The 22,042-nt window shown below is 45.4% G+C and carries 25 protein-coding genes, 1 tRNA gene and 1 pseudogene; 17 read left to right on the top strand and 10 right to left on the bottom strand.

Features of this window, described 5'->3' with window-relative positions; all coding sequences use genetic code 11:
- Positions 1–248: 248 nt before the first annotated feature.
- The gene (locus tag A3L04_RS05760; RefSeq protein ID WP_068576823.1) at positions 249–551 is read right to left on the bottom strand and encodes a nucleotidyltransferase domain-containing protein; all 303 of its coding nucleotides are present in this window, start codon (positions 549–551) and stop codon (positions 249–251) included.
- A gap of 202 nt (positions 552–753) precedes the next feature.
- Between A3L04_RS05760 and A3L04_RS05755 the strand changes: the two genes are divergently transcribed.
- From A3L04_RS05755 to A3L04_RS05745, 3 genes are read left to right on the top strand one after another with little or no spacing between them, the layout of a single operon-like run.
- A complete protein-coding gene (locus A3L04_RS05755) occupies positions 754–1,584 on the top strand; it encodes an ABC transporter ATP-binding protein (RefSeq protein ID WP_084448856.1) in 831 nt (276 codons plus the stop codon).
- The gene (locus A3L04_RS05750; protein WP_068576825.1) at positions 1,574–2,329 is read left to right on the top strand and encodes an ABC transporter permease; all 756 of its coding nucleotides are present in this window, start codon (positions 1,574–1,576) and stop codon (positions 2,327–2,329) included. The genes A3L04_RS05755 and A3L04_RS05750 overlap by 11 nt, the downstream gene beginning before the upstream one ends.
- Positions 2,326–3,117, top strand: a complete 792-nt coding sequence (locus A3L04_RS05745) for an ABC transporter permease (RefSeq protein WP_231963848.1) — start codon at positions 2,326–2,328, stop codon at positions 3,115–3,117. Before A3L04_RS05750 ends, A3L04_RS05745 begins: the two co-directional genes overlap by 4 nt.
- A 9-nt stretch (positions 3,118–3,126) precedes the next feature.
- On the opposite strand, the gene A3L04_RS05740 is transcribed toward A3L04_RS05745, so the two are convergent.
- Positions 3,127–4,419, bottom strand: a complete 1,293-nt coding sequence (locus tag A3L04_RS05740; RefSeq protein ID WP_068576829.1) for an RNA-binding domain-containing protein — start codon at positions 4,417–4,419, stop codon at positions 3,127–3,129.
- 130 nt (positions 4,420–4,549) lie between these two features.
- The gene (locus tag A3L04_RS05735; protein ID WP_231963849.1) at positions 4,550–5,938 is read right to left on the bottom strand and encodes an ATP-binding protein; all 1,389 of its coding nucleotides are present in this window, start codon (positions 5,936–5,938) and stop codon (positions 4,550–4,552) included.
- 115 nt (positions 5,939–6,053) lie between these two features.
- Between A3L04_RS05735 and A3L04_RS05730 the strand changes: the two genes are divergently transcribed.
- From A3L04_RS05730 to A3L04_RS05710, 5 genes are all read left to right on the top strand, one after another.
- A complete protein-coding gene (locus A3L04_RS05730) occupies positions 6,054–6,773 on the top strand; it encodes a cytochrome c biogenesis CcdA family protein (protein WP_068576833.1) in 720 nt (239 codons plus the stop codon).
- Positions 6,774–6,846: 73 nt separating this feature from the next.
- On the top strand, positions 6,847–7,539 hold the full coding sequence (locus A3L04_RS05725; RefSeq protein ID WP_068576834.1) for an FmdE family protein: 693 nt from the start codon (positions 6,847–6,849) through the stop codon (positions 7,537–7,539).
- A complete protein-coding gene (locus A3L04_RS05720; RefSeq protein WP_068576836.1) occupies positions 7,536–8,642 on the top strand; it encodes an iron ABC transporter substrate-binding protein in 1,107 nt (368 codons plus the stop codon). The genes A3L04_RS05725 and A3L04_RS05720 overlap by 4 nt, the downstream gene beginning before the upstream one ends.
- Positions 8,642–9,673, top strand: a complete 1,032-nt coding sequence (locus A3L04_RS05715; protein ID WP_068576839.1) for a FecCD family ABC transporter permease — start codon at positions 8,642–8,644, stop codon at positions 9,671–9,673. Before A3L04_RS05720 ends, A3L04_RS05715 begins: the two co-directional genes overlap by 1 nt.
- Positions 9,670–10,422 carry an ABC transporter ATP-binding protein gene (locus tag A3L04_RS05710; protein ID WP_068576841.1) on the top strand — a complete coding sequence of 251 codons (753 nt, stop codon included), beginning with the start codon at positions 9,670–9,672 and terminating at the stop codon, positions 10,420–10,422. The genes A3L04_RS05715 and A3L04_RS05710 overlap by 4 nt, the downstream gene beginning before the upstream one ends.
- Here A3L04_RS05710 and A3L04_RS05705 read toward each other — a convergent pair.
- Together A3L04_RS05705 and A3L04_RS05700 are read right to left on the bottom strand one after the other, a co-directional pair.
- The gene (locus A3L04_RS05705; protein ID WP_068576843.1) at positions 10,400–10,705 is read right to left on the bottom strand and encodes a hypothetical protein; all 306 of its coding nucleotides are present in this window, start codon (positions 10,703–10,705) and stop codon (positions 10,400–10,402) included. The two genes, A3L04_RS05710 and A3L04_RS05705, sit on opposite strands and share 23 nt — an antisense overlap.
- 37 nt (positions 10,706–10,742) lie before the next feature.
- Positions 10,743–11,588 carry a TatD family hydrolase gene (locus A3L04_RS05700; protein ID WP_068576845.1) on the bottom strand — a complete coding sequence of 282 codons (846 nt, stop codon included), beginning with the start codon at positions 11,586–11,588 and terminating at the stop codon, positions 10,743–10,745.
- Positions 11,589–11,642: 54 nt separating this feature from the next.
- Between A3L04_RS05700 and A3L04_RS05695 the strand changes: the two genes are divergently transcribed.
- Positions 11,643–12,212 (top strand): hypothetical protein, encoded by a 570-nt coding sequence (locus A3L04_RS05695; RefSeq protein ID WP_068576846.1) that lies wholly within the window; start codon positions 11,643–11,645, stop codon positions 12,210–12,212.
- Here the strand turns inward: A3L04_RS05695 and pbp11 are convergent.
- From pbp11 to A3L04_RS05670, 5 genes are read right to left on the bottom strand one after another with little or no spacing between them, the layout of a single operon-like run.
- Positions 12,209–12,529: a tRNA-binding protein Pbp11 gene (gene pbp11 / locus A3L04_RS05690; RefSeq protein ID WP_068576848.1), complete on the bottom strand. Its 321-nt coding sequence runs from the start codon at positions 12,527–12,529 to the stop codon at positions 12,209–12,211. The two genes, A3L04_RS05695 and pbp11, sit on opposite strands and share 4 nt — an antisense overlap.
- A gap of 2 nt (positions 12,530–12,531) precedes the next feature.
- Complete coding sequence (locus tag A3L04_RS05685) at positions 12,532–13,986, bottom strand: hypothetical protein (RefSeq protein WP_068576850.1); 1,455 nt, start codon at positions 13,984–13,986, stop codon at positions 12,532–12,534.
- A complete protein-coding gene (locus A3L04_RS05680; protein ID WP_068576851.1) occupies positions 13,986–14,747 on the bottom strand; it encodes an ABC transporter ATP-binding protein in 762 nt (253 codons plus the stop codon). Before A3L04_RS05680 ends, A3L04_RS05685 begins: the two co-directional genes overlap by 1 nt.
- Before the next feature lie 43 nt (positions 14,748–14,790).
- Positions 14,791–15,510: an N-glycosylase/DNA lyase gene (locus A3L04_RS05675; protein ID WP_068576853.1), complete on the bottom strand. Its 720-nt coding sequence runs from the start codon at positions 15,508–15,510 to the stop codon at positions 14,791–14,793.
- The gene (locus tag A3L04_RS05670) at positions 15,507–16,472 is read right to left on the bottom strand and encodes a beta-ribofuranosylaminobenzene 5'-phosphate synthase family protein (RefSeq protein ID WP_068576856.1); all 966 of its coding nucleotides are present in this window, start codon (positions 16,470–16,472) and stop codon (positions 15,507–15,509) included. Before A3L04_RS05670 ends, A3L04_RS05675 begins: the two co-directional genes overlap by 4 nt.
- A gap of 99 nt (positions 16,473–16,571) precedes the next feature.
- On the opposite strand from A3L04_RS05670, the gene A3L04_RS05665 reads away from it, so the two are divergent.
- From A3L04_RS05665 to A3L04_RS05625, 8 genes and pseudogenes are all read left to right on the top strand, one after another.
- Positions 16,572–16,659 (top strand) — tRNA-Leu (locus A3L04_RS05665).
- A gap of 104 nt (positions 16,660–16,763) precedes the next feature.
- Positions 16,764–18,035 carry an ATP-binding protein gene (locus A3L04_RS05660; RefSeq protein WP_068576858.1) on the top strand — a complete coding sequence of 424 codons (1,272 nt, stop codon included), beginning with the start codon at positions 16,764–16,766 and terminating at the stop codon, positions 18,033–18,035.
- A gap of 72 nt (positions 18,036–18,107) precedes the next feature.
- Positions 18,108–18,908 carry a LamB/YcsF family protein gene (locus A3L04_RS05655; protein WP_068576860.1) on the top strand — a complete coding sequence of 267 codons (801 nt, stop codon included), beginning with the start codon at positions 18,108–18,110 and terminating at the stop codon, positions 18,906–18,908.
- Positions 18,909–19,065: 157 nt separating this feature from the next.
- The gene (locus A3L04_RS05645; protein ID WP_068576861.1) at positions 19,066–19,332 is read left to right on the top strand and encodes a PIN domain-containing protein; all 267 of its coding nucleotides are present in this window, start codon (positions 19,066–19,068) and stop codon (positions 19,330–19,332) included.
- Between the two features lie 7 nt (positions 19,333–19,339).
- Positions 19,340–20,023 (top strand): 5-oxoprolinase subunit PxpB, encoded by a 684-nt coding sequence (gene pxpB / locus A3L04_RS05640; protein WP_068576863.1) that lies wholly within the window; start codon positions 19,340–19,342, stop codon positions 20,021–20,023.
- Positions 20,016–21,008 carry a 5-oxoprolinase subunit C family protein gene (locus tag A3L04_RS05635; protein WP_068576865.1) on the top strand — a complete coding sequence of 331 codons (993 nt, stop codon included), beginning with the start codon at positions 20,016–20,018 and terminating at the stop codon, positions 21,006–21,008. Before pxpB ends, A3L04_RS05635 begins: the two co-directional genes overlap by 8 nt.
- Before the next feature lie 31 nt (positions 21,009–21,039).
- Positions 21,040–21,348, top strand: coding sequence for a DUF424 domain-containing protein (locus A3L04_RS05630; RefSeq protein WP_068576867.1), 309 nt, complete (start codon positions 21,040–21,042; stop codon positions 21,346–21,348).
- A gap of 60 nt (positions 21,349–21,408) precedes the next feature.
- Positions 21,409–21,985: pseudogene (locus A3L04_RS05625) on the top strand (SagB/ThcOx family dehydrogenase).
- Positions 21,986–22,042: the final 57 nt, after the last annotated feature.

Genomic DNA, 22,042 nt, shown 5'->3' with positions numbered 1-22,042 from the left:
CCTCACTTACCCCTGTCATTTAGCAATTTTCTGGAAACGAAGTCATGCGCAAATCTTGCAATTTCTACAGCTCTTTTTGCTTCCTCCAAGTGGGCTCAAAGAGTGTCGGATACCTCGATTCGACTGCATATCTTGTAAGCTCATCAACTCTCTCTTGGATAAGTACGCCAAAAGTTCTGTCAGGTTTGGGTGATTCCAAGATAACAATCGCAGTTTCTAAGTCATCCTCAGCTCATTTTAACCATGCCTTAACGTCTTCCCTCATATCTTAACACCATCTCGTACTGCATAGTAATAGATGAATCCTGGGAGGTCCTTGTACTTCTCCAATCAAGTGGAATATCAACCCTCCTATAAACACTGTACCCGAGCTCATTATACGTTTCCCTATCGATATTATCTTCTATAACGACCATTATATCCCAGTCCGAACTCTCTTTAGAGTTTCCCTTGGCCCTAGATCCAAATAGGATAATTTCACGAACTTTAATCCCTCTCCTTTCAAACTCTTCAACTATTATCGCTTTCAGATTCCTGAGAATTTTTTCCATGATCCTCGTCCTCTTATAGTTCTATTGTTTGTAGTTCTTTCTAAGTATTCTCGAATTTGAATTAACACAACTCAACCTTGTTTTGAGGGGAGTGTAGTTAACTGATTAACAACGAAGACATGACAGCGGATGTAAGTTAACATGTTAACGGAAAACCTTTGGTTTAGAAAGCCCTTTTAAATTCCCAAATCTACCCGGAACCATGGCAATTGAGCTGAAAGGAGTTTGGAAGAGCTTCAATGGTACTCATGTTCTCAAGGATGTAAATCTCAAAATAAGGGAGGGCGAGTTCGTAGTAATTGCCGGGGAAAATGGTTCTGGTAAGAGCACTCTCCTTAAGATCATTTCTGGTCTCTTAGTCCCGGATAAGGGCGAAGTTAGGGTCTTCGGCTACGACATGATGAGGGAGTGGAAGAAGGCTTCAAAAATCCTAGGTGTGGTGCTTGCAAACGAGAGAAGCCTATACTGGAAGCTCACGGGGATGGAGAACCTTGAGGTGTTTGCGGGCCTCTATGGGGTTAAAAACTGGAGGGAAAAAGCCGAGTACCTCCTCAAAAGGCTTGGTCTTGAGAATGCTAAGGACAAACTTGTCGAAGAGTATTCAACGGGAATGAGGAAGAAGCTACTCTTAGCAAAGGCCTTAATTCACGACCCAAAGGTTCTCCTTCTCGATGAGGTTTTAAATGGCCTCGATCCAAGGGCCGTAACCGAGGTTATCTCCTTCCTTCAAGAGCTCAACTCCCAGGGAGTTACGATTGTGTTGGTGAGTCACATCCTTCACGGCCTTCCCGAGAACGGGAGGCTAATCGTCATGAGGGAGGGAAGGATAATAGCCGATGACAGGCTTTCAAGGTTCTCGTTCGATACCTTAAGAATCACCGCAACAATCAATGGAGAGGAAGTTGAGGTAATAGCCAGAGAGGAGGAGCTCGACGAGAAGCTTAGGGAGCTCATAAGGAGGAACGCCCAGGATATAAGGGTCGAAAGGGATGATCTATACTCCGTTTTGAGGAGGCTCCTCAATGAGCCTTAGGGAAGTATTAACGATAGCGAAGAAGGAGTTGAGGGTCCAGAGGAGGTATAGGTTAGTCTGGCTCAACTTTGCCCTAACCCCGTTCTTCATCTTAGCTCCCTGGGTTCTCACGGCGAAGTTCCTCTCCCCAAGCTTTGGAGAATCCGTGTTAGTGGGTTCTATAATGTGGTACTGGCTGAACCAGTACTTCTTTGGCCTTCAGGAGGCATTTGAGGATGAGAGGGAGGAGGGGACTCTAGTGAGTGTTGCCCTATCTCCTGTAAGTCTTCTGAGCTTTCTCCTCGGTAAGGGTCTCTGGATGGTTGTCGAGTGCTCCTACATCACGGTTGTTACTATGGTCATCTTCAAGTTAGCTGGAGTTTCAGCCGGATTTGGGCTCCTCCCTCTCTACATAGCTTCCGGCTTTTACATGTTCGCCTTCTCACTTCTATGGGCCGGTCTAGTCCTTAGGTTCAGGAGGATAGGAGGAGTGAACTTCTTAACCCAGGAAGCACTCGCAGTTGCCTCGGGTGTTACCGCCGACATTAGGGCTTACCCCAGGATCGTTAGAGGAGTGGCATATCTGATACCGCTAACGTACACGATAATAGTGGGCAGAAAGATCCTCCATGGAGACTTCTCCGGCTTATCCTACTACCTCCTGGGCTTAAACTTAGTTACACTTGTATACCTTATCGTTGGAATATGGATGATAAAGAAGGGAGAAGAGTTCCTCAGAATTAGCGGGGAGTGGGAGGCTTGGTGAGGTTTTTGGCACTTGCCAAAGCGTCCCTGCTGACGGCGAGGAGGTACAGAATTGACTGGTACGGGAACGTTCTAGTTCCAGTGCTCACGGTAGTTCCAGTTATAATTGCACTCTGGTACGGGAAAAAGATTGGCTTAGGGGATATTTTGGGAACAGAGAACTACTTTGAGTACTACATCCTCGGAATAGCGTACTGGAACTACGTGGAGGTCGTGTGGTCCTCCATCTTTGTCCTAAGGTACTACATGAGAACAGACCAGCTTGAGGACATGTTGCTAACTCCTCTCACTCCACTTGAGTACATCCTGGGCTGGTCTCTCCTTGGGATTGCTGTAACAACTGTTACTTCCCTGCCCTTGGTTGCCTTGGCAGTTATTATGGGACTTATTGGGGCAACGGTTTCTGAAGTTGCCGTTTCAGTTGTGGTGTTCCTCCTGTCCATAACTGCCTCTTTCGGCCTCGCCTATCTCATATTTGGACTAACCCTAGTGATCAGGGAGGGAGATGAGGTTGTATCCTTAATTGGAAACATGGCACCCCTCATAGGAGGTCTTTACTTTCCCATAACTCTCCTCCCGGGGCCCTTAAGGCACCTCTCGTATGCGTTTCCCTTCACGTGGGGAGTTGACGTTCTAAGGGCCCTTCTCACCGGATCAAGACCTATATTTGGGGTAAGGGAGGAATTGTTGATACTCTTCGCGTTAACCCTACTATACCTAACGCTGGGCGTTCTCTCATACAAGTTCCTTGAGAGAACCATGAGGAGAAAGGGAATTCAGGGGTTCTAAGGCTAAAGGCTATTCAACTGCAACGTACTTCCTGTGCGCACCTCTTCCAACAGCCCTCACGAGTCCTAAGGCCTCAAGCCTCTCTAACCTTTTGAGTACTGCTGGCTTTGACAAACCAACGTATTCGCTGATTTCCCCAGTTCTCCTTGGTATCGTCAGAAACTCCAATATTCTCTTGTCAATGTCATCAAGCAACTCTTGGCTCTTTTTTTTGAATATTACCTCAAACTTATTTGCGGAGCTTTTAAACTCGACATCAACGAGACCATGCTTCTTGCATTCTTCCCGTATCAGCTTTAACCCATAACCGTACTTTTCTATGTATCCAGTGTCATACAGGAGCGTGCAGAGGTTTGGATTTCTCGGCACGTGCTCGGGATCTTCTAGATCAACCCCGGGCATTAGACCCCCAGGATTCCGCACTATCAGCTTATCCGAATGAATAAAAATCTTCACGTCGGAGGGAATAGCATAATTCCTGTGAGCGAAAGCGTTCACAATAGCTTCTCTAATCGCCCTTGGCGGATATTCGGGGATCTTAACTCTTTTTGTCCCGACGATGACTTCAATGACCTTGAACTGAGATATTAATTCATTGTACATTTCATCTATGACCTTCCATATCGGCCCTTCGAATTCCCTGCTCCACACCGGCTCTCCTCCAGCCACCTTTATTATCCTACCTCCCGCATAAGGAATGAACTCCTTAACCTCTGTAAAGAACAAGACTCCGGCATTTGTCAACTTATTCCCCTTGATTGCCCTAACACTCCTTAAATACCGATTCCAGTTTTCTCTGCGGATCTCCCTACCTCTCGCGCGCTTCATTGAATTGAAAAACCATTCTACATATTCTTCCTTGATTTCTGAAATATCAGCAACTGGAAATTCATCCCATGTTATAGTTCCAAGCTCCGAGGAAAGCATAACTATCTCTTGGATTGAAAGGGGCCTTATTCCTGTTCCTACTCTTATGTATGCGACTCCTCCAATGGAACATAAAACACTCGATTTGGGAACCTCAACCACTAGGATATGCCTTCCCTCAAGGCTGAGCACGTGCATTTTTACCTTTAGAGGAGGTGTAACATTTTGTAGAGCAGATGTTATGGTCTCTTTTGCTTTTTTAACGTTACATCCCGTGATCTTTCCTTCGTCTGTGACTCCAATTAGGATGTATCCTCCCTCAGCATTTGCCATTGCGCATATTTCCCTCGCTATGTCAGGTGTTGCCGCCCTCTTGAACTCTATCCGCTCATTTTCGCCTTCCTTAATTAGCTCGAGAAGCTTATTTATGTCCATATTTACCGTTAACTACCGTTAACCTAAAAAACTTTACGCTATTGTTAACTTTCTTGGGTTTACGCAACTTAACGATAGTTGAGTTATAGGAACTTAGAGTGAGCCTACTGATAAAATGTAAATTCTATTACTAGGCTTGAGAAATTAACTCTCTAACATCCTCCTCATCTATAACCTCAACATCTCCGGGGACGTTCTTAAATTTCCTACCGACTAAAACGAACTTCTTCTCTCCCTTCCATCCACTCATTTCCGCCTTCCACTTCAATTCCTCAACTAGTTTCTCTGCATCAATAGCCTTTTTACGCCACTTAAACTCAGCGAATATGGCTCTCTTGCCATCTATTCCAACAAAGTCTATCTCATATACCTTCCTCTTACCTCCCTCTCTGTAAAAGCCGAAGTGCCTTCCAAATTTGGAAACTTGATACTTTAAAGTTAGGATTTCTGCACCAATTAAGTCAAACCTATTCCCAACGTAGCCCTCTAACTCCTTCTTAACCTTCCTCCAAAGCTTTTCCCTGTTTATTTCATACTCAGATTGATTAGGATAAATGAACCTAAACCAGAACGCTAGGTATGGGTGAGCAACATAGAGGAGGCACCTCTCATTTATTGGGGAACACGTCTTCCCAACAAGTTCAAAGTACTCCTTGAGCTCATTTAACTGCCTCGTTATACTGGTTTCCTTTCTCCTCAGATGGCTGGCTACTTGAGAAATCGTTGACTTTCCCTCCGCTATTGCTTGGAGTATTGAGTAGTAAGTAGATGATCTGCCTCCGAGCTCAAGCGAGAGTATAACCTCAGCCTCGTTTTCAAGGGGAGGGAATTCGGAGAATATAAGTTCCTTCAGGATTTTTTCCGCGCTTTCACCTATTAATCCTTCATCCTCCATTGCAACCCAGTACTTAGGGTAACCTCCAAATACTGAGTACAGAGTTATGAAATCCTGCATCTTGCCTATTCCAAGCTCTAAGGAAAATCTATATGTATCTCTAATCCCCAGCGGTTTAAGCTTCATAAACTTCTCTACTCTTCCATAAAGGGGTTCTCTTCCATCCTGGAACGTTCTTTTTATTAGCCCCAACGTTGATCCGGTAAGGATTAAGAGGACTTTGGCTTTATTCTCGAACTCGTCAATTTTCCTTTGCAATGTTGAGAACACCGATCTATCCACGAAGTGAAAGTCTTGAAATTCATCGAAGGCCACTACACCTTCAAACCTAGACAACAGAACGTCAAAGAACTGATCCCATGTTTCAATAACCTCATATTTTCCCAGAAGTTGCTTTTCTCTCAGGATCTCGGTAAATTCTTTGAGCAACCTTTCGGAGTTTTTGCCCCTATTCACGAAAAAGTAGAGATCATTTTTACCTAGAAATTCCGCAAGCAATCTTGTTTTGCCCACTCTCCTATGCCCATAAATAACGAGAACGTACAATCTCCCTCTTGCCCTCTCTTTGGCTTTATTTAGCTCGTTGATCTCACGTTTCCTATCTATGAACCTCACTATATTCACCAACTGAATTATTCACCAACTGAATATATAAGTGTTTTTGAGACACTTTTAGTTTCCAACCAAAAATTTTAGAAAGCCCTAAAAACCTTGAAGGCTCTCAATAATTGTGCCCAGGATGAAAACTGAGTTCAAGTACCTCCTCCTCATAATTCTCCTGTCCTTTGGCCTAAGCTCAATAACGCTGAGCTTAATTCATCTTCAAAGCTTCATCCCTCAGTTCTTCACCCTCGCAATAGTTGATTCAGTTAACCCCTGCACCTTTGTGGTCTACACTATATTCCTCATAGCACTCTCAGTCAAAGGCCTTCCCAAGAGGGCTTTATACACCGTGGGCCTTGCCTTCATATTTGCCGTTTATGCTTCATACTACACCCTCGGAATAGGCCTCATGATCCTAACTGGGAAGATACCGACAACGTGGGCCGGCTATTTAGCTATTGGATTTGGAACATATGAGATAATAACGGGGCTTCTCGAGAAGTCTAGAACCGTCGGCAAGGGAAAGTTAAGGAAGCTTGCTTTTTCAACTGAAGCTACAATAGTTGGAGGCCTAATTCTAGGTTTTGCAGTCTCAACAACCCTCTTACCCTGCTCTATGGGACCTTACATAGTTTTCAACACGATTATATCTAAGATGGAGGCCCTAGCTTACCTGCTCTTGGCCCTGTACAACCTGATATTCGTCCTGCCCCTCTTCATAATTCTCTTCGCAATGGGAAGCTTAAGCGAGAGCAAGGAGTTCTCGAGGGCCATGGTTAGACACTCTAGGGAGCTTTCAGTAATTGCTGGAATCCTCCTAATAGGGATTGGAATATGGGTCTTGTTCAAGTTCTAAACCTGGAGTTAATAACACCCACTTTAAAAAACTGTTAAAAATCGTGTTACTCTTTTATCAATTGGTGTGAAAAGTGCTCAAGTTAAATAAGCTCGTTGAAAAGAGAGATGCCGAGGGGATCCTTGAATACGCAAAGGAGTTCCACGGTCACATCTGCCCCTATTTGGCCCTCGGAATTAGGGCCTCACTGATAGCCATGGAGGAATTGGGAGTTGGAAGGCTCGACTATTCGGGGAGTGTTGACGAATCAATTCTCGCCATAGTGGAAACGAATAGTTGCTTTACCGACGGAGTGCAGGTGGCAACTGGTTGTACTCTCGGCAACAACTCCCTGATTTACGTTGACACTGGAAAGACGGCATTAACCCTAGTTAAGAGGGAAACTTGGGAGGGTGTGAGGGTTTATGCAGATTCTGAGAAGCTTAGGGAACTTTACCCTCCCAGGGCAACTAAACTCTTCAACAAAGTAGTGAAGGAAAGGAGGGGAACCCCCGAGGAAAGGAAAGAGTTGTGGAGGTACTGGGAAGAGATAGCGAAGGAGTTTCTACATCTTCCAAAAGATTACTTCAAGATTGAGAGGGTTAAAGTCCCGCCAATAGAACAGGCCCCAATTTTCGAAAGCATTCGGTGTTCTAAGTGCGGTGAGCTTGTAATGGCTCCTAAAGTTGTCTACATAAACGAAAAGCCCTACTGCAGGGCCTGTGCTGGTGAGGAGATTCCTGCAATCATTGGAAGAGGGATAACCAGCTGGAGGTGTAGCAAATGAGGAAGTTAATAGTTTTTGCCTTGGTCTTTCTGGTTCTCGGTTGCCTAGGTTCTTCAACTCCAACGGAGACTTCCAATGTAGTAAAGGTTACGGACATGCTTGGAAGAACGGTTGAGGTTCCCAAAGAAGTTCACAGGATAGTTGCCGCGGGTCCCGGCTGTTTAAGGCTGATAGTCTACCTCAACGCGAGCGATATGGTAGTTGGCGTTGAGGACTTCGAAAAGAGGTTCAACTTCGGAAGGCCTTACATCTTAGCTCACCCTGAGCTTAGAAATCTCCCAACGATAGGCCCGGGAGGCCCGGGCAAGTTGCCAAACTTGGAGGAGATAATGAAGCTCAAGCCCGACGTGATATTCATGACGTACGTTGATAAGAAGACCGCTGATGAAATTCAGGAAAAAACCGGAATTCCGGTTGTTGTTCTAAGCTATGGGGAGCTAGCAACTTTCAGCGATGAGGAGTTATTCAAGTCACTTGAACTTGCCGGCAAAATCTTGGGTAAGGAGGAGAGGGCCAAGGAGGTAATTAACTTCATAAAGTCAATCCAGAAGGATTTGGAGGAAAGGACAAAGGACGTAACCCCTAAGACCGTGTACGTTGGTGGGATAGGCTACAAGGGAGCACATGGAATAGAGAGCACCGAGGCCGATTATCCGCCATTCAAGGCTGTGCATGCGGAGAACGTTGCCAGCGTTCTTGGGAAAGGCCATAAGTTTATAGATAAAGAAAAGTTGCTCGAGTGGCAACCTGAGTACCTCTTCATAGACGAAGGAGGATTAAAGCTTATCCTTGAAGACTACAAGAAGAACCCAGGGTTTTACAAGTCCCTAAAGGCAGTCCAAGAGGGGCACGTTTATGGTCTGCTACCCTACAACTTCTACGCCACTAACATCGGGACTGCAATGGCCGATGCATATTTCATAGGCAAGGTTCTGTATCCCGAGAAGTTCAGAGATGTAGATCCAGCGAAAAAGGCGGATGAGATCTATGAGTTCCTCGTGGGCAAGCCAGTCTATTCGATATTGGCAAAGCAGTTCGGCGGGTTTGGAAAGGTAGATCTTGAGAACGGAAGTGTTACATACTCCCTGCCGGTGAACCCGTGATGTACGAAGGATACGTTAGAAAGAGAACTCTCGCAGCTTTTGGCCTTCTCTTCCTAATTTTCTTGGTTAGCCTATTCTCCCTCATGAAGGGGGCTTATCCTCTCTCCTCGCGGGAAGTTTTCAATGCTCTATTAGGCAAAGGTTCGAGAGCAGCAGTCTACACTGTCTGGAACATAAGGCTCCCCAGGATAGTTGCGGCAGTCCTAGTTGGGGCTTCTCTAGCCTTAAGCGGTGCAGTCCTACAGGGGATCCTCAGGAACCCTTTAGCAACTCCCTTCACCATGGGAGTTTCTCATGGAGCAATGTTTGGTGCTTCTCTGGCGATAATCCTTGGAGCGGGCTACGCTGAGAGCTCCGGAAGAGTTGTGGTAGATAATCCCTATGCAATAGTTTTGTTCGCGTTCATGGGCGCGATGCTCTCAACGATAGTGATAGTGTCCCTGGCGAAGCTTAAGGGGCTGAGCCCTCAAGCGATGATACTTGCCGGAGTTGCCATGAGCTCACTTTTCATGGCCATGACGACCTTAATTCAGTACTTTGCCAACGAGCTTCAGCTTGCCGCAATGGTGTACTGGAGCTTTGGTGATCTTGGAAGGCCCTACTGGAGGGAAGATTTAATCATGCTAGTTTCGTTTATACCTACACTAGGATACTTCTTGGCGAAGAGGTGGGATCTTAATGCTACATCAATTGGGGATGAAGTCGCGCTTTCCATTGGGGTTGAGGTTGACAAGTTCAGGATGATCTCCGCAATATTATCAGCCTACATCACGGCGGTTAGCGTTGCATTCGTGGGGGTTATAGGGTTCATAGGTCTGATTGCTCCACATGCGATAAGGCTGATGTTTGGAGGAGACTACAGGTTCCTAATTCCCCTTTCCACTCTACTCGGCTCCTTAATACTCTTGGTAGCAGATACATTCGCGAGGCTTGCGTTCTCCCCAATGATACTGCCAGTTGGTGTTGTGACTTCATTTTTAGGGGCCCCAACGTTCCTGTACCTTTTGATAAAGATGGAGGGGGCGAGATGAAGGCCCTAAGCTTGAGAGACGTCTCCTTCTCGTACAATGGTCATTCAATACTTAGGGGGATAAGCTTTGACGTTGAGAAAGGGGAATTCTTGGTAATCCTGGGACCGAATGGGGCGGGGAAGAGTACCCTCTTAAGATGTATCATGGGCATGCTGAAGTGCTCGGGGTCAATAGAGATCATGGGCAGGAATTTGGCTGCGTTGAGGAGGGATGAACTAGCTAAGCTGATATCCTACGTCCCTCAGAGGGTTGAACCAAACTTTTTGAGGGTTTTTGACTTCGTTCTCTTGGGTAGAAAGCCGTATATGGGCCTAAGACCAAGTAACGATGACATAAAGTCAGTAATGCATGCACTAAAGACCGTGGGGATAGAAAAACTTGCAGAGAGGCCAACAAGGATGCTTAGCGGAGGAGAACTTCAAAAAGCGGCAATAGCTAGGGCCCTAGCCCAGGAAACTCCCATAATCTTGCTTGATGAACCTACAAACAACCTCGATCCAAAGAGCCAGATAGAGGTCATGAACGTTCTGAAAAGACTATCCAAAGAGGGAAAAACAGTTATCTCCGTAATGCATGATGTAAATCTCGCCCTGAGGTATGGGGACAGGATGGTGTTCATCAAGGAAGGAAAGTTCCTCGGTGAGTGCGAAGCTGGGAATGGCTGTAGGGAGCTTTTAAAAGCGGCCTTTGATAGCAATGTTGAGATCGTTGAGACTAAGCATGGCTTTAAAATATGCTATTTCTTTTAGGCCCAAAAACCTCTACCTTGCCGTCCTTTATCTTGCCCACAGTACCTTTAATTACCACGAAAATCTCCTCTCCCGACATCGCGAATTCAATCTCGCCTCTGTGCTTCTTTATTAGGACGACTCTTCCCTTTCCAACAATGGCTCCTACCCTTACGACTCCCTTCTCAACCTTCCCCAAAATAGCCTCCATGTTCTTGGCCCTTATCCTCTTCTCAACCTTTATAACGCCAATTGAGTTGCTTCTGAATTTCTTCTTTAACCTTCGAAGTACAGCTTTCAACATCAATGTAGGTAAATATTTCTACCTTATAAAAATTTCCTTAGTCCTCAAGTTCGAGACCATAAACCTCCCTGGGGTTCTCCACATGTATCATGTAAACGTCCCCCTCAGTAAACAAGCCCTTTTGCAGGAATTCTTTCGTTCTCCTGGGAACTGTCTTTGGTCCCAAAACTGCTCCAGGTCTTTTCTTGTCATCTATGTAGTCAGTCTCCATAAGAAATCTATTTCCCTGTTTTATTGCCTCCTCTATATTCTTTCTGCTGGCTATTATGCTTGGAAACACCCCCACCTCCTTGGCCACCTTCACAAGGGGAGGTGAGAAGTGCTTAACTACTCTGTAGGGCTTAATTCCAACTTCCTTAATGTACCTTCCTAGCTCTCTAAACTTCTCCTCGTCGAAGCTCTCAGTATGAAGCTGAACAGCACAGTCGGCGTCTTTGGCTAGAGCCATTGAGTACTTCATGAGCTCTATGCTCGCCTCCCATATCTCTTGAGGCACTTCATAGTGGGGCCTTCCCACTTCCCCAATCCCGATGGCCTTCCCCTCTAGGCACAGCTTTTGAGCGTATTCTAGGGCTTTCATAACCTCATTCTTCGCGTACTCTAGCCCCTTATTCCTTGCAAGATAGTCGAATTCCGCAGGATGAACTCCAACGACGGCAAAGGCCTTAACTTTCGTCTCACTGTTTATCTTCTCCACTAGCTTAACGTGAAAGTCCATTGCCTTCATGAAGTCCTCCGCTCTGACCCCAGGGAAGCCGTAGTCGTGAGCGCTCTTATAGACCACAACTAGATGAGTCCCCCCTGCCCTGTAGAACTGCTTGACGGCCTCAAGGAATATCCCGTTGTTTGGATCTACATGGAAGTGGTTGTCGAGGATTATCATAATGACCACCATACTTAAATTCTAGAGGCATTTTTAAAATGGGAGGTTCGCCCAATGGGGCTGAGAGATTGGTGGAATGACAGAAAGGAAAGGAAGAGGATACAGAGGGAAATGGAGTTGGCAGTTGAAATATTTGCAAATTGGCTCGTTGAGCACAGGAAAGTTCTGACTAGGGAAATAATTAGGGACTTTGTCGGAAAGCCAATTTACTTCCACTATCCAAGTCCAAAGGCCGTGGTTTTCACTCCAAACAAAAAAGTGGAGATGCTTGGTGAGGGAATTTACAAAGTTTCCGGAACTCTCAACCTCAAGGCATGGCTTGAACAGCCAATAATGTTCCCGAACTTTGACATTAATAAGATCGTAGTTGGAACTGATGTTCACTTTATCTTCGATGTGGCCGCAGTAATAAACGTCTATACTGGAGAGGTTAGGGACTTTGAAAGATCCGAGTACATGAGGTATAAGACATACGGTAAGTCATACGTGAGACTCTATGATCAGGAGGGAAGGAAGGTATGGGAGAAACTGTGGAAACACTGGTACTCGGAAGGATATGAAGCCGGATACAGGGATGGAGAGAGCGATGGGTACTGGACTGCAAGGTCAGAGTGCCCGTGTTAGGTGGAGTAGATCTTAAGAACTTCTCCACTTTCCACTTCTATTGATCCATCTAGTATTAGCGCAACCTTGTCCCCAGGAATCGCGAACTCTATATCCTTCCTTTCCTTCTGGATCTTCATTATTGGAACTTTTTTCCTGCCCTTCTTGAGTTTGTAGCCTATCTTTACTATCCCTTCTTCAACCTCGCATATAACTGCATCCCATGGCCCAACCCTGAGCTTTCCCTCAACCCTCACTTTGCCTACTAGAAACTTTTCCTGAGAATCTAGCTCTTCACTCTCGCCTTTCTTAAATATCTCCAGGATTCTCCTAAACATTCTCAGACCCTCCACAGGACTATTAGTGAGATAGCAACGTACGCAACTCCCAAGCCAAGGTACACGTACGGAGATCCCATAAAGAAAAGTATCAGGCCGGCTATAACTATAGGCATGATCATAAGGAGGAGAAGCAATATGCCATCCATGATTCCAAAGTTCGGCATTTCGACATCCCTAATCTTCATGCTAGTGTATCCAATACCTATAGCAGCTCCTAAAAGTGGTGATAGCGCGTAAGGAGCTAAATAAATCACCTCAGCACCCTTAATGAAGATGGCTATTGTTAGGATCACTGCCTCAATTATACTCGGAATGAAAGCCATCGTGAGGGCTTTTGCCCTAAGGTATCTTGTTCTCGTTAGTGGAAGTGACCTCAGAACTTCAAATGCCTCCATATCAACCTTAAACGACGCATCCAACGACACCATGCTGAGCATGCCTATAGATATCATAAGGAGGGCCCCTTGAAGCATTGGAAAGCCAGATTTGAAGACCATGTAAATGAACCAGAGCGTCATCGTCGCTGGGGCGAGAAAGCTCCCTAAGAGCTGAGTCTTCCTGAATATGATCTTGTAATCCTTCTCAAAGAGAGCTAGTGGTGGCATCTTTGTTGGTAACTTGTATTCCAGCTTTGCCTTTCCATAAACTTTGATCCCCTCGATGCTTTCCCAAAGCCTCCTCATTGAGTATATGTAGAGCAGTCCAAAGGGGATCCCATACAATAGTAATATCAATATGGACCTTGGCGGATCGTAGACCGTTGAAGCTGCCATGGGAAATGCAATGTAGTACTTCTTGAATAGTGGAGCAATAACCTCTATGTTTTCCTCTATAAACTGGGCGAGGAGCTGGATGATTAAGTAAATGCCCACCATAAAGAGGAGGCCAAAGACTTTGGCTAGATTCCTGATTACACTTCCCTTCCCTACGTGAACGCCCCCGAATTTGACCTGAATGAAGAGGCCTATAGCGTGCCCCATTATGAGGGTCACGAGAACCCATGCTATTCCCATCGCCGTAGCAATAGCGTCACCTAGGAAGAGTGCCGAAGGTAGCATTAAGAACAAAGCGGGGAGTACTTCGAGGAATATTGAAAGCGAAACGAGCAAATTCAAGTTCCTTATAGGTAGGGGCTTTAGTGGCTCAAACACCCTTCCGGACTGAAGGTAGGAGGCCGTTAAACCCGTCGAGTATATTGCGTATATGAGGGGCACTGGGAGGAGGGAAGCAAAAGCTATTCCCTTAACATCTTTGGGAGCAAGTGCAACACTTACACCAAAGAGGACTCCCATTACAAGCATCCAGAAGACCTGGAGACCCAAGCCAAGTTTTATGTTGGCCTGCCACTTTAGCGAGTCCTCAAACTTCTTTTTATTAGAGGATATTGTGACGTTCTCCTTAAGCATTTGGTAGTGCACTTCCCTATAGAGGATCTTTATTATCTTCCACAGCATCACAGCGCCTCCTTCAGCGCTGAAACTAGTAGTGAAACCTCTTCCTTCGCTTGAGTGAGCTTTAAGAACACATCCTCCAGACTTTCCTCCTCTGCAAGCTTTTTGAGATCATCTACAGTGCCTTCTGCAATAATTCTTCCTTGGTAGAGGAGGCCTATCCTATCACAGATTATCTCGGCGAGTGCGAGGATGTGGGTGGAGAATACTATTACCTTGCCTTCCTTCTTGAATTCCATTAAGAGCTCCCTAAATATCCTGCCGCTTTTAGGATCAAGGCCATTCATAGCTTCATCGAGTATGAGGACTTTCGGATCATGTAACAATGCGGAAATTAGGGACACTTTCTGCCTCGTTCCAAAGCTTAAAGTTCCTATGAGGTGGTTCATATATTCTTCAATGCCGAAGGCCTTCACGAGCTTGTCAACTCTTTCCTCGAGCACATCCTGGGGAATTCTCCTTATACTCCCTATGAAGCTGAAGAACTCCGAGGGGGTTAGGCTCTCATACAAAGCTGGAGTCTCTGGAACGTATCCTGTGATCTCCTTAACCCTAAGCTGATCTTTACTTACATCTATGCCCTCAACGATGACCTTTCCGCTTGTGGGAGCCGTTATTCCAGCCAAAATTCTCATCGTGGTCGATTTTCCACTACCATTTGGCCCGAGTAAGCCATAGATTTCACCGTTATCAATCCTAAAGCTTATTCCCTTCACTGCTTCAGTTGAACCGAAAACCTTCCTGAGGTTCTCGACTATTATCATGCAACTCCCCAGGAATAATTCCGATTTGGATTAATAAGTTTAATTATTTAATGAGCTTGTAAAGTTTGAGGAGCTTAAAACGGAGGGGCTTAGGAGCCCTGCTAATATCGGCACCACCAAGTATCGGCCAGATTATCGAATCTATATGGAGGGGAGGCACGCCAGTCTGCCTTGCAACTTCCCTCCAGAACTTCCTGGGGTTTTCCTGGGTTAGCTTTCTGGTAACCTTGATTATCCTAACGTCCTCTGGGATTGGGATCTCCATGGGGTAGGGGATAAACTCTGAGAACGCGATCCTCGAGGCATACCCAAACATCTTCACGGCGAAGACTATCGTCTTCTTTTCTTTTTCAGACTCCACCACCTTTGCGAGTGCAAGCCAGAAGCTCCTCATATCCCCATAGTACTCCCTGAGCTCACCCAGGGAGAGAGAATTTAAAAAGCCCTCCACCCTTTTTATCCGCCTCAGCTTCTGCCCTACTAGCCTCCTGTTGTATCTAGAAGTGGGGAGGAAATTTGAATAGGCCTCATAGAGTGAAGTAACTTCAAGGTTCGAGAAGTACTTGGCAAACTCCCACCACCACTGCTCCCCTCTTCCAGTGAGCTGATAACTAATTAGTGCATTGGCCACTACAAGCTTTATAAAAAGTTCACTGTCTTGATGTTCGCTTAAGTACTTCAAAGCCTGAAACTGCTCATCGAGGTTCTCCTCTATGTACCTAGCTCCATCTATTCCTATTTCTTTTATCAGTTCAACTATCATTTTACACCACTTATCAGCCTCTCTAGGAACAAGTTCTCTCCCAGGACTTCGGCTCCCTTGTTCCTTGGAACACCAAGCTCGACCTCAGTCTTTATTCCCTGATCCTCAAGGAAGTCCAAAAGTCTAGCCTTAACTTTACCGAACTCCTCCTTTCTTATGAGGCCATAGACAGTGGGGCCCCAGCTGCTCTGACCTGCTCCATAGGTTATCCTATTCAGCTCATCAACTATCATCCTAATGTCCTCCCTGAACGTTCCTCCTTGAAAGGCGCTGAAGTGTTTCCCCACGAGCATTTGGATTTCGCTGAGGTGCCTCCCAAACTCCTCTATGTTCCTCTCCACGAGGGCTGGGAGAAGGCCAAAGATGATCCTGTACGTTATCTCTCTTCCAGCCTGCGGATCTCCGAACTTCTCAGCCAGTATTTCGCTCTCTTCCTCCTCACTTAAGCCCCTCCTTATCCTGGGGATTACGAGGATGAAGGCCCAATCCTCGGGGAACTCGTGCCTCACAATAAGGGGTGGTATTGAGTCCTTGACTCCCCCATCTATTACTAATCCTCCATATTTGAAGGTATACAACCCAGCTCCGCTTTCTTTGGCCCTTCCCAAAATCTTTGCAACCTCCTCTATTGGAACTTCCATCTTTGCAAGCTTTAAAATCCCAGAGGCAATGCCCAGGGCGAGCTGTGTGGTCGAGCCAAGGCCAACGTGCCTTGGAATGCTCCTCCTTACTTCTATGTGGAAGTCCACACCGGTCTCATAGTGAAGGTTTATCTCCTCAACTACCTTCTCTATAACCTTCCTGTCTTCTTCATTAGCCTCGATGCTTAAACCGCCTGCGGGAGTAATCTTTATTTCATATCCTCCATCCAAAGCCAAGCCTATACTTCCAAATCTCCTTCCTAAATCGCCACTTGGATCTATAATTCCGAGGTGGAGCCTTTTTGGTGTCCTAACTATCATTTTTATCCCCGGTGGATCTAAAATGGAAGCCTCTTAATGGTTTCGTCAAAGTGCGAAAAGTTTATAAGATCTATTTTAAGGAGTATTCGACGGGACGGAGCGGGGGTTGCCGAGCCTGGTCAAAGGCGCGGGATTGAGGGTCCCGTCCCGTAGGGGTTCCGGGGTTCAAATCCCCGCCCCCGCACCAACTCTTCTCGAAAAGTTAAAGGCTTGAGTTGATATAATTGGTTGTCATGAAATATGTGATTAGTAATCACAAAGTTTTTAGTGAGATATGTGATTAGTGATCACATGCTTGACATCGAGTCATTAAAGAGGATCATCATCACTCAGAGGGAAGAAATTGAAGAGTTTATGGAGAGGGAGAATATAATTGAGAGGGAAATCGACAAGGAAGCTTTGTTAAAGTTCTTCTCTTATCCAAATATCCTTGCAATCCTTGGAGTGAGAAGGTCAGGAAAATCAGTTCTCACGTGGCTCCTTATGAGAGACAAGAAGTTCGCCTACATAAACTTCTTTGACGAAAGATTACTTTCATTTTCTCCCAATGACTATGAAAAGCTGATGCAAGCATTCTATGAGCTTTATGGGGATGTCAAGTATTTTGTTTTTGACGAAATCCAGAGTGTAAGAGGTTGGGAAAGATTTCTTTCAAGAATAAGAACCACAAAGAAGGTCATAGTTACTGGAAGTAGCTCCTCGTTACTTTCAGGTGAGCTTTCAACTTCCCTAACTGGGAGGTATATAGGCTTCACGCTGTATCCCTTCAGCTTTAGGGAGTTTTTAAAGTTCAAGGGTGTTAAGTTGGAAAATAACTGGATGTACTCAACAAAAAGCATTGCGAAAATAAAGCGGCTTTTAGAGGAATACATAAAAATTGGAGGCTTTCCTGAAGCACTAAAGTTTGGTAGGGTTTACCTGCAGACTATATACAGGGATATAGTTGAACGGGATGTCGTTATGAGGCATAATATAAGGGAAGTCCATGCTATTAAGGAACTTGCCCTCTATTTGCTCTCTAACTTTTCACGGGAAATCACCTACAGTAGGTTAAAGAACGTGATTGGGCTGAAGGATGTTCACACGGTTAGAAACTTTGTTGGCTATTTAGAGGATGCTTACTTAATCTTCCAGCTAAGAAGGTTCTCTCCCAAACTGAAAAGCCAAATTTTGTCCCCCAGGAAGGTTTATGTAATTGATAGTGGGATTATAAACTCCGTTGCATTTAAATCCACTAAGGACATTGGCAAGATTTTAGAAAACGTAGTTTTTGTTGAGATCTTAAGAAGGATTAGCTATTCCTTCTCAAACAGGGAAGTGTACTACTGGAGGGACAGGAATGGTGAGGTTGATTTTGTCATTAAGGAAGGCAACAAGGTCATTCAACTTATCCAAGTAACATATGAGCTGAATGATGAGAACTACAGGAGGGAAGTTGAAGCCCTTCTCAGGGCCTCGAAAGAACTCAAATGTAACAACCTCTTGATAGTAACTTGGGATCAAGAAGAAACTCTTAAGGAGAACATTAAGGTCGTCCCCCTATGGAAGTGGCTTCTTATTTAATTCTTCAATTATTTAATTATGTAATTTTAACGTTAAGAACTCTTCATCCAAATTTTTCCTTGGGGGATTCCCATGAGGGTAGACCTAAACTCTGACCTTGGTGAAAGCTTCGGGAGGTACAAGCTTGGCTTAGATGAGGAGGTCATGAAGTACATAACATCAGCGAATGTGGCCTGCGGATGGCACGCTGGAGATCCACTCGTCATGAGGAAGACGATAAGGTTGGCAAAGGAAAATGGGGTTGAAGTAGGGGCCCACCCAGGGTACCCTGATCTAATGGGCTTCGGCAGGAGGTACATGAAACTAACCCCCGAAGAGGCCAGAAACTACATCCTCTATCAGATAGGCGCACTGTATGCATTCGTTAGGGCTGAGGGGCTTGAACTTCAGCACGTAAAGCCCCATGGAGCTTTGTACAATGCCATGGTTAAGGAGGAAGACCTAGCGAGAGCCGTCATTGAAGGTATTCTCGACTTTGATAAAAATCTCATTCTGGTCACGCTATCAAATTCAAGGGTTGCGGAGATTGCGGAGGAGATGGGTCTCAAGGTTGCACATGAGGTCTTTGCCGACAGAGCCTACAACCCCGACGGGACCTTGGTTCCTAGGAGTCAGCCCGGAGCAGTAATCCACGATAAGGAGGAAATCGCTGAGAGAGTAATTTCAATGGTCAAAGATGGCGGAGTTAGGGCAATAAATGGGGAGTGGATCGAGCTGAAGGTTGATACTATATGCGTCCACGGAGATAATCCGAAGGCCGTGGAGATAACAGCGCACATAAGGAAGAAACTTGAGGAGGAAGGTGTAAAAATAGTTCCTCTTAGAGATATCATTGGGAGGATTCAGCATGATCACACTCAAAGCAATTTATGAAAAAGGGGTCCTGAAACTTGAAAAAAGCTCAACATCCCAGATAAGAGAACAGTTAAGGTAATAATTATTGACGAATTCGCCAAGGATCTTGAAGATGTCTTTGGACTTTTTAAAGAAGAAATAAACTTTGAGGAACTTCGAAAGGAGTGGGACAGAGATGTATCTAATTGATACGGATGTACTAATCGACGTCCTAAGAGGTATGAAGCTTCTCAGATTTTTGAGGAGGCACTTTCAAATACTCCTCATTGATGAAGAAATAGGAATCCTCAGTGGCGAAATTAGGCGAGATTACAATATAGGGCTCGGTGATGCCATTATTGCAGCAACTGCTATTGTGCATGGCTTATCGGTAGTTACGGGAAATATTAGGCACTTCTCGAAAGTTGAAGGTCTGCACGTGATAAAACCACCCTACAGGTGATATTGTAATGTTAACTATAAGATTACTCGGTGACTCTGGCGTTCTAATTTCCTTCGGTGAGGTGATAGATGAAGAGATCAATAAGAGGGTTCACGCTCTCGCTCAGGCGATAGAAAAGGATAAACCAGAGTGGCTCGTTGAAGTTGTTCCAGCATATTCCTCACTCGCAATATACTATGATCCAACCCTGATAACGCACGAAGAGGTTATCTCATATGTTTCCGATTTAAAGTTCAATGTGGAGGATGTAAAGGGCAGGGAGATTGAGATTCCAGTAGCTTACGGAGGAGAATTCGGGCCCGATATAGAGTTCGTGGCAGAGTATAACGGTCTCACGATTGATGATGTCATTGAGATTCACTCCAAACCTTTATACAGAGTCTACTTCCTGGGCTTCCTCCCTGGGTTCGCATACTTGGGGGGCATGGACGAGAGGATAGCTACCCCAAGGCTCGAGAAACCCAGGACTAAGGTTCCCGCAGGAAGCGTTGGAATTGCCGGAAAGCAGACTGGATGGTATGCAATAGAGAGCCCGGGAGGATGGAGGATAATCGGAAGAACGCCATTGAGGACATTCAACCCCAAAAAGGTTCCGCCAAGCATAGCCCTTCCTGGGGACTACGTCAAGTTTGTTCCCATAGATGAAGAAGAGTTCTGGGAGATCTACAAGGAGGAATGGGAAAATGATTGAGATAGTTGCAACTCCAAGCCCAGCTATGATCCAAGATCTTGGGAGAGTTGGCTACCAGAAGTTTGGGGTTCCGGTGAGCGGTGTCATGGATGAAGTGTCCGCGAGGTTGGCGAACTACCTCGTTGGTAATCCCGATAATTGTCCAGTAATAGAGTTCACGGTCGGTGGGCTTATCCTGAGGTTTCACTCTTCCTCAGTGTTTGCTGTGACGGGAGAAGCTGAGGTTCTGCTCAATGATTACCCTCTCGAGCCGTGGAGGAGCTATTGGGCGAAGAGGGGTGATGTACTAAAGGTTAGGCTCAGGAAGGGGATGTACGGCTACATAGCCCTCGCAGGAGGTATAGACTGCCCCAGGATTCTAGAGAGTTGCTCAACATACGTGAGAGCAAAATTTGGAAGGCCACTGAAGCCTGGGGACAAGCTTTCCTTGGGATACGCAATACTAACGGGTAAGGCTGGCAAGACTATACCAAGAAAATTTATTCCCAACCTATGGGGCGACAAAACCATTAGGGTTATTTTAGGGCCAAACATAGAGCACTTCACAGCCCAGGGTATCAGGACTTTCCTATCATCCGAATACGAGGTTACCCCCGAATCGGACAGAATGGGATACAGGCTCGAAGGGCCTAAGATAGAGCACTCTGAGAGGGGAGCTGGAATAGTTACCGAACCAATTCCTCTTGGTGCGGTTCAGGTACCCGCGAACGGAAAGCCGATAATAATGCTCGCCGATAGGCAGACAACTGGAGGCTATGCCAAGATTGCCACCGTTATAAGGGTTGACATTCCAAAAGTCGCACAAACGAGGCCTGGGGAAAAGCTGAGATTTAAGCCTATCAGCGTTCAAAAGGCCATAAAGGAACTTAGAAAAAGAGAGATAACTATGAAAGCCCTCAGAAAGGCTATCAACGATGAGTGGTTCCTCTATAAGATAAAGGTCAGAGGAAAGGAATTCCTAGCTTTCTCTGGGACTAAGGATTAAAGTTATAACTTGAGCCTAATAGGAGTCAGTGATGCCGGGTAAAATGTACGTTAAAATCTACAGGGTTCAAGGTGAAGTGCTCTTAGCTGCATGCGATGAAGAGTTGTTGGGTAAAACTTTCAGAGAAGGCGAGCTTAAACTTGAGGTAAAAGAGAGATTTTATAAGGGGGAGCTAATGGACGTGGAAGAGCTGGGCAGGTTGCTGGAGGAAGCCACAATAGCCAACCTGACAGGGGAAAGAGTAGTTAGTAAAGCTATTGAGCTTGGGTACATTAATAAAAACAGAGTTTTAAGAATACAAGGCATTCCTCACGCTCAAATGGCTAAAATGTTCTTCTAGATCTAATGTGAAACGCAAAAAATATGAGGGATTTTTCATACTTTTTTACGGTGATTTTCAATGGAAGTCAAGTTGCCCTCTCCAAATTTAAAAGGTAAAATGAGTGTCGAGGAAGCTATATACCTTAGAAAGAGCATTAGGAGGTACAAAAACGCTCCTTTAAAGCTAAAACATCTCTCTCAAGTGCTATGGGCTGCTTACGGAATCAACAAGTGGGGAAAGAGAACATCACCCAGCGCTGGAGCGTGTTATCCTTTTGAGGTGTACGTTGTTGCAAACAACGTTGAAGGGCTTGAAAATGGCTTATACTATTACGATGGTAAATCTCACAGGTTAAAGCTTGTTAGGTAAAAAGGTGGCTAAGGCTTGTTTGGGGCAAAAATGCGTTGAAACTGCTCCGGCAGTTATAATTGTAGTTGCCCACTATGAGAGAACAACGAGGAAGTATGGGGAGAGAGGCTACAGGTATGTCCATATGGATGCAGGCCATCTTGGCCAGAATATTTACTTACAAGCCACTGCCATAGGGCTTGGAACCGTTGCTGTAGGAGCTTTCATAGATGAAGAGCTCAAGGCCGTTTTGGACGTTCCAGGAGATCCGCTCTATGTATTTCCAGTAGGAGTTCCGGCAGAGTAAAAAGATAAAACAAAACTACAGCTCTACCTTGTATCCATACTTTTTTATTGCATCAAT

This window comes from Thermococcus chitonophagus (assembly GCF_002214605.1).
Lineage (GTDB): Archaea > Methanobacteriota_B > Thermococci > Thermococcales > Thermococcaceae > Pyrococcus > Pyrococcus chitonophagus.
The sequence above is the reverse complement of the archived record's forward strand: the minus strand, read 5'-3'. Positions and strand labels throughout refer to the sequence as shown.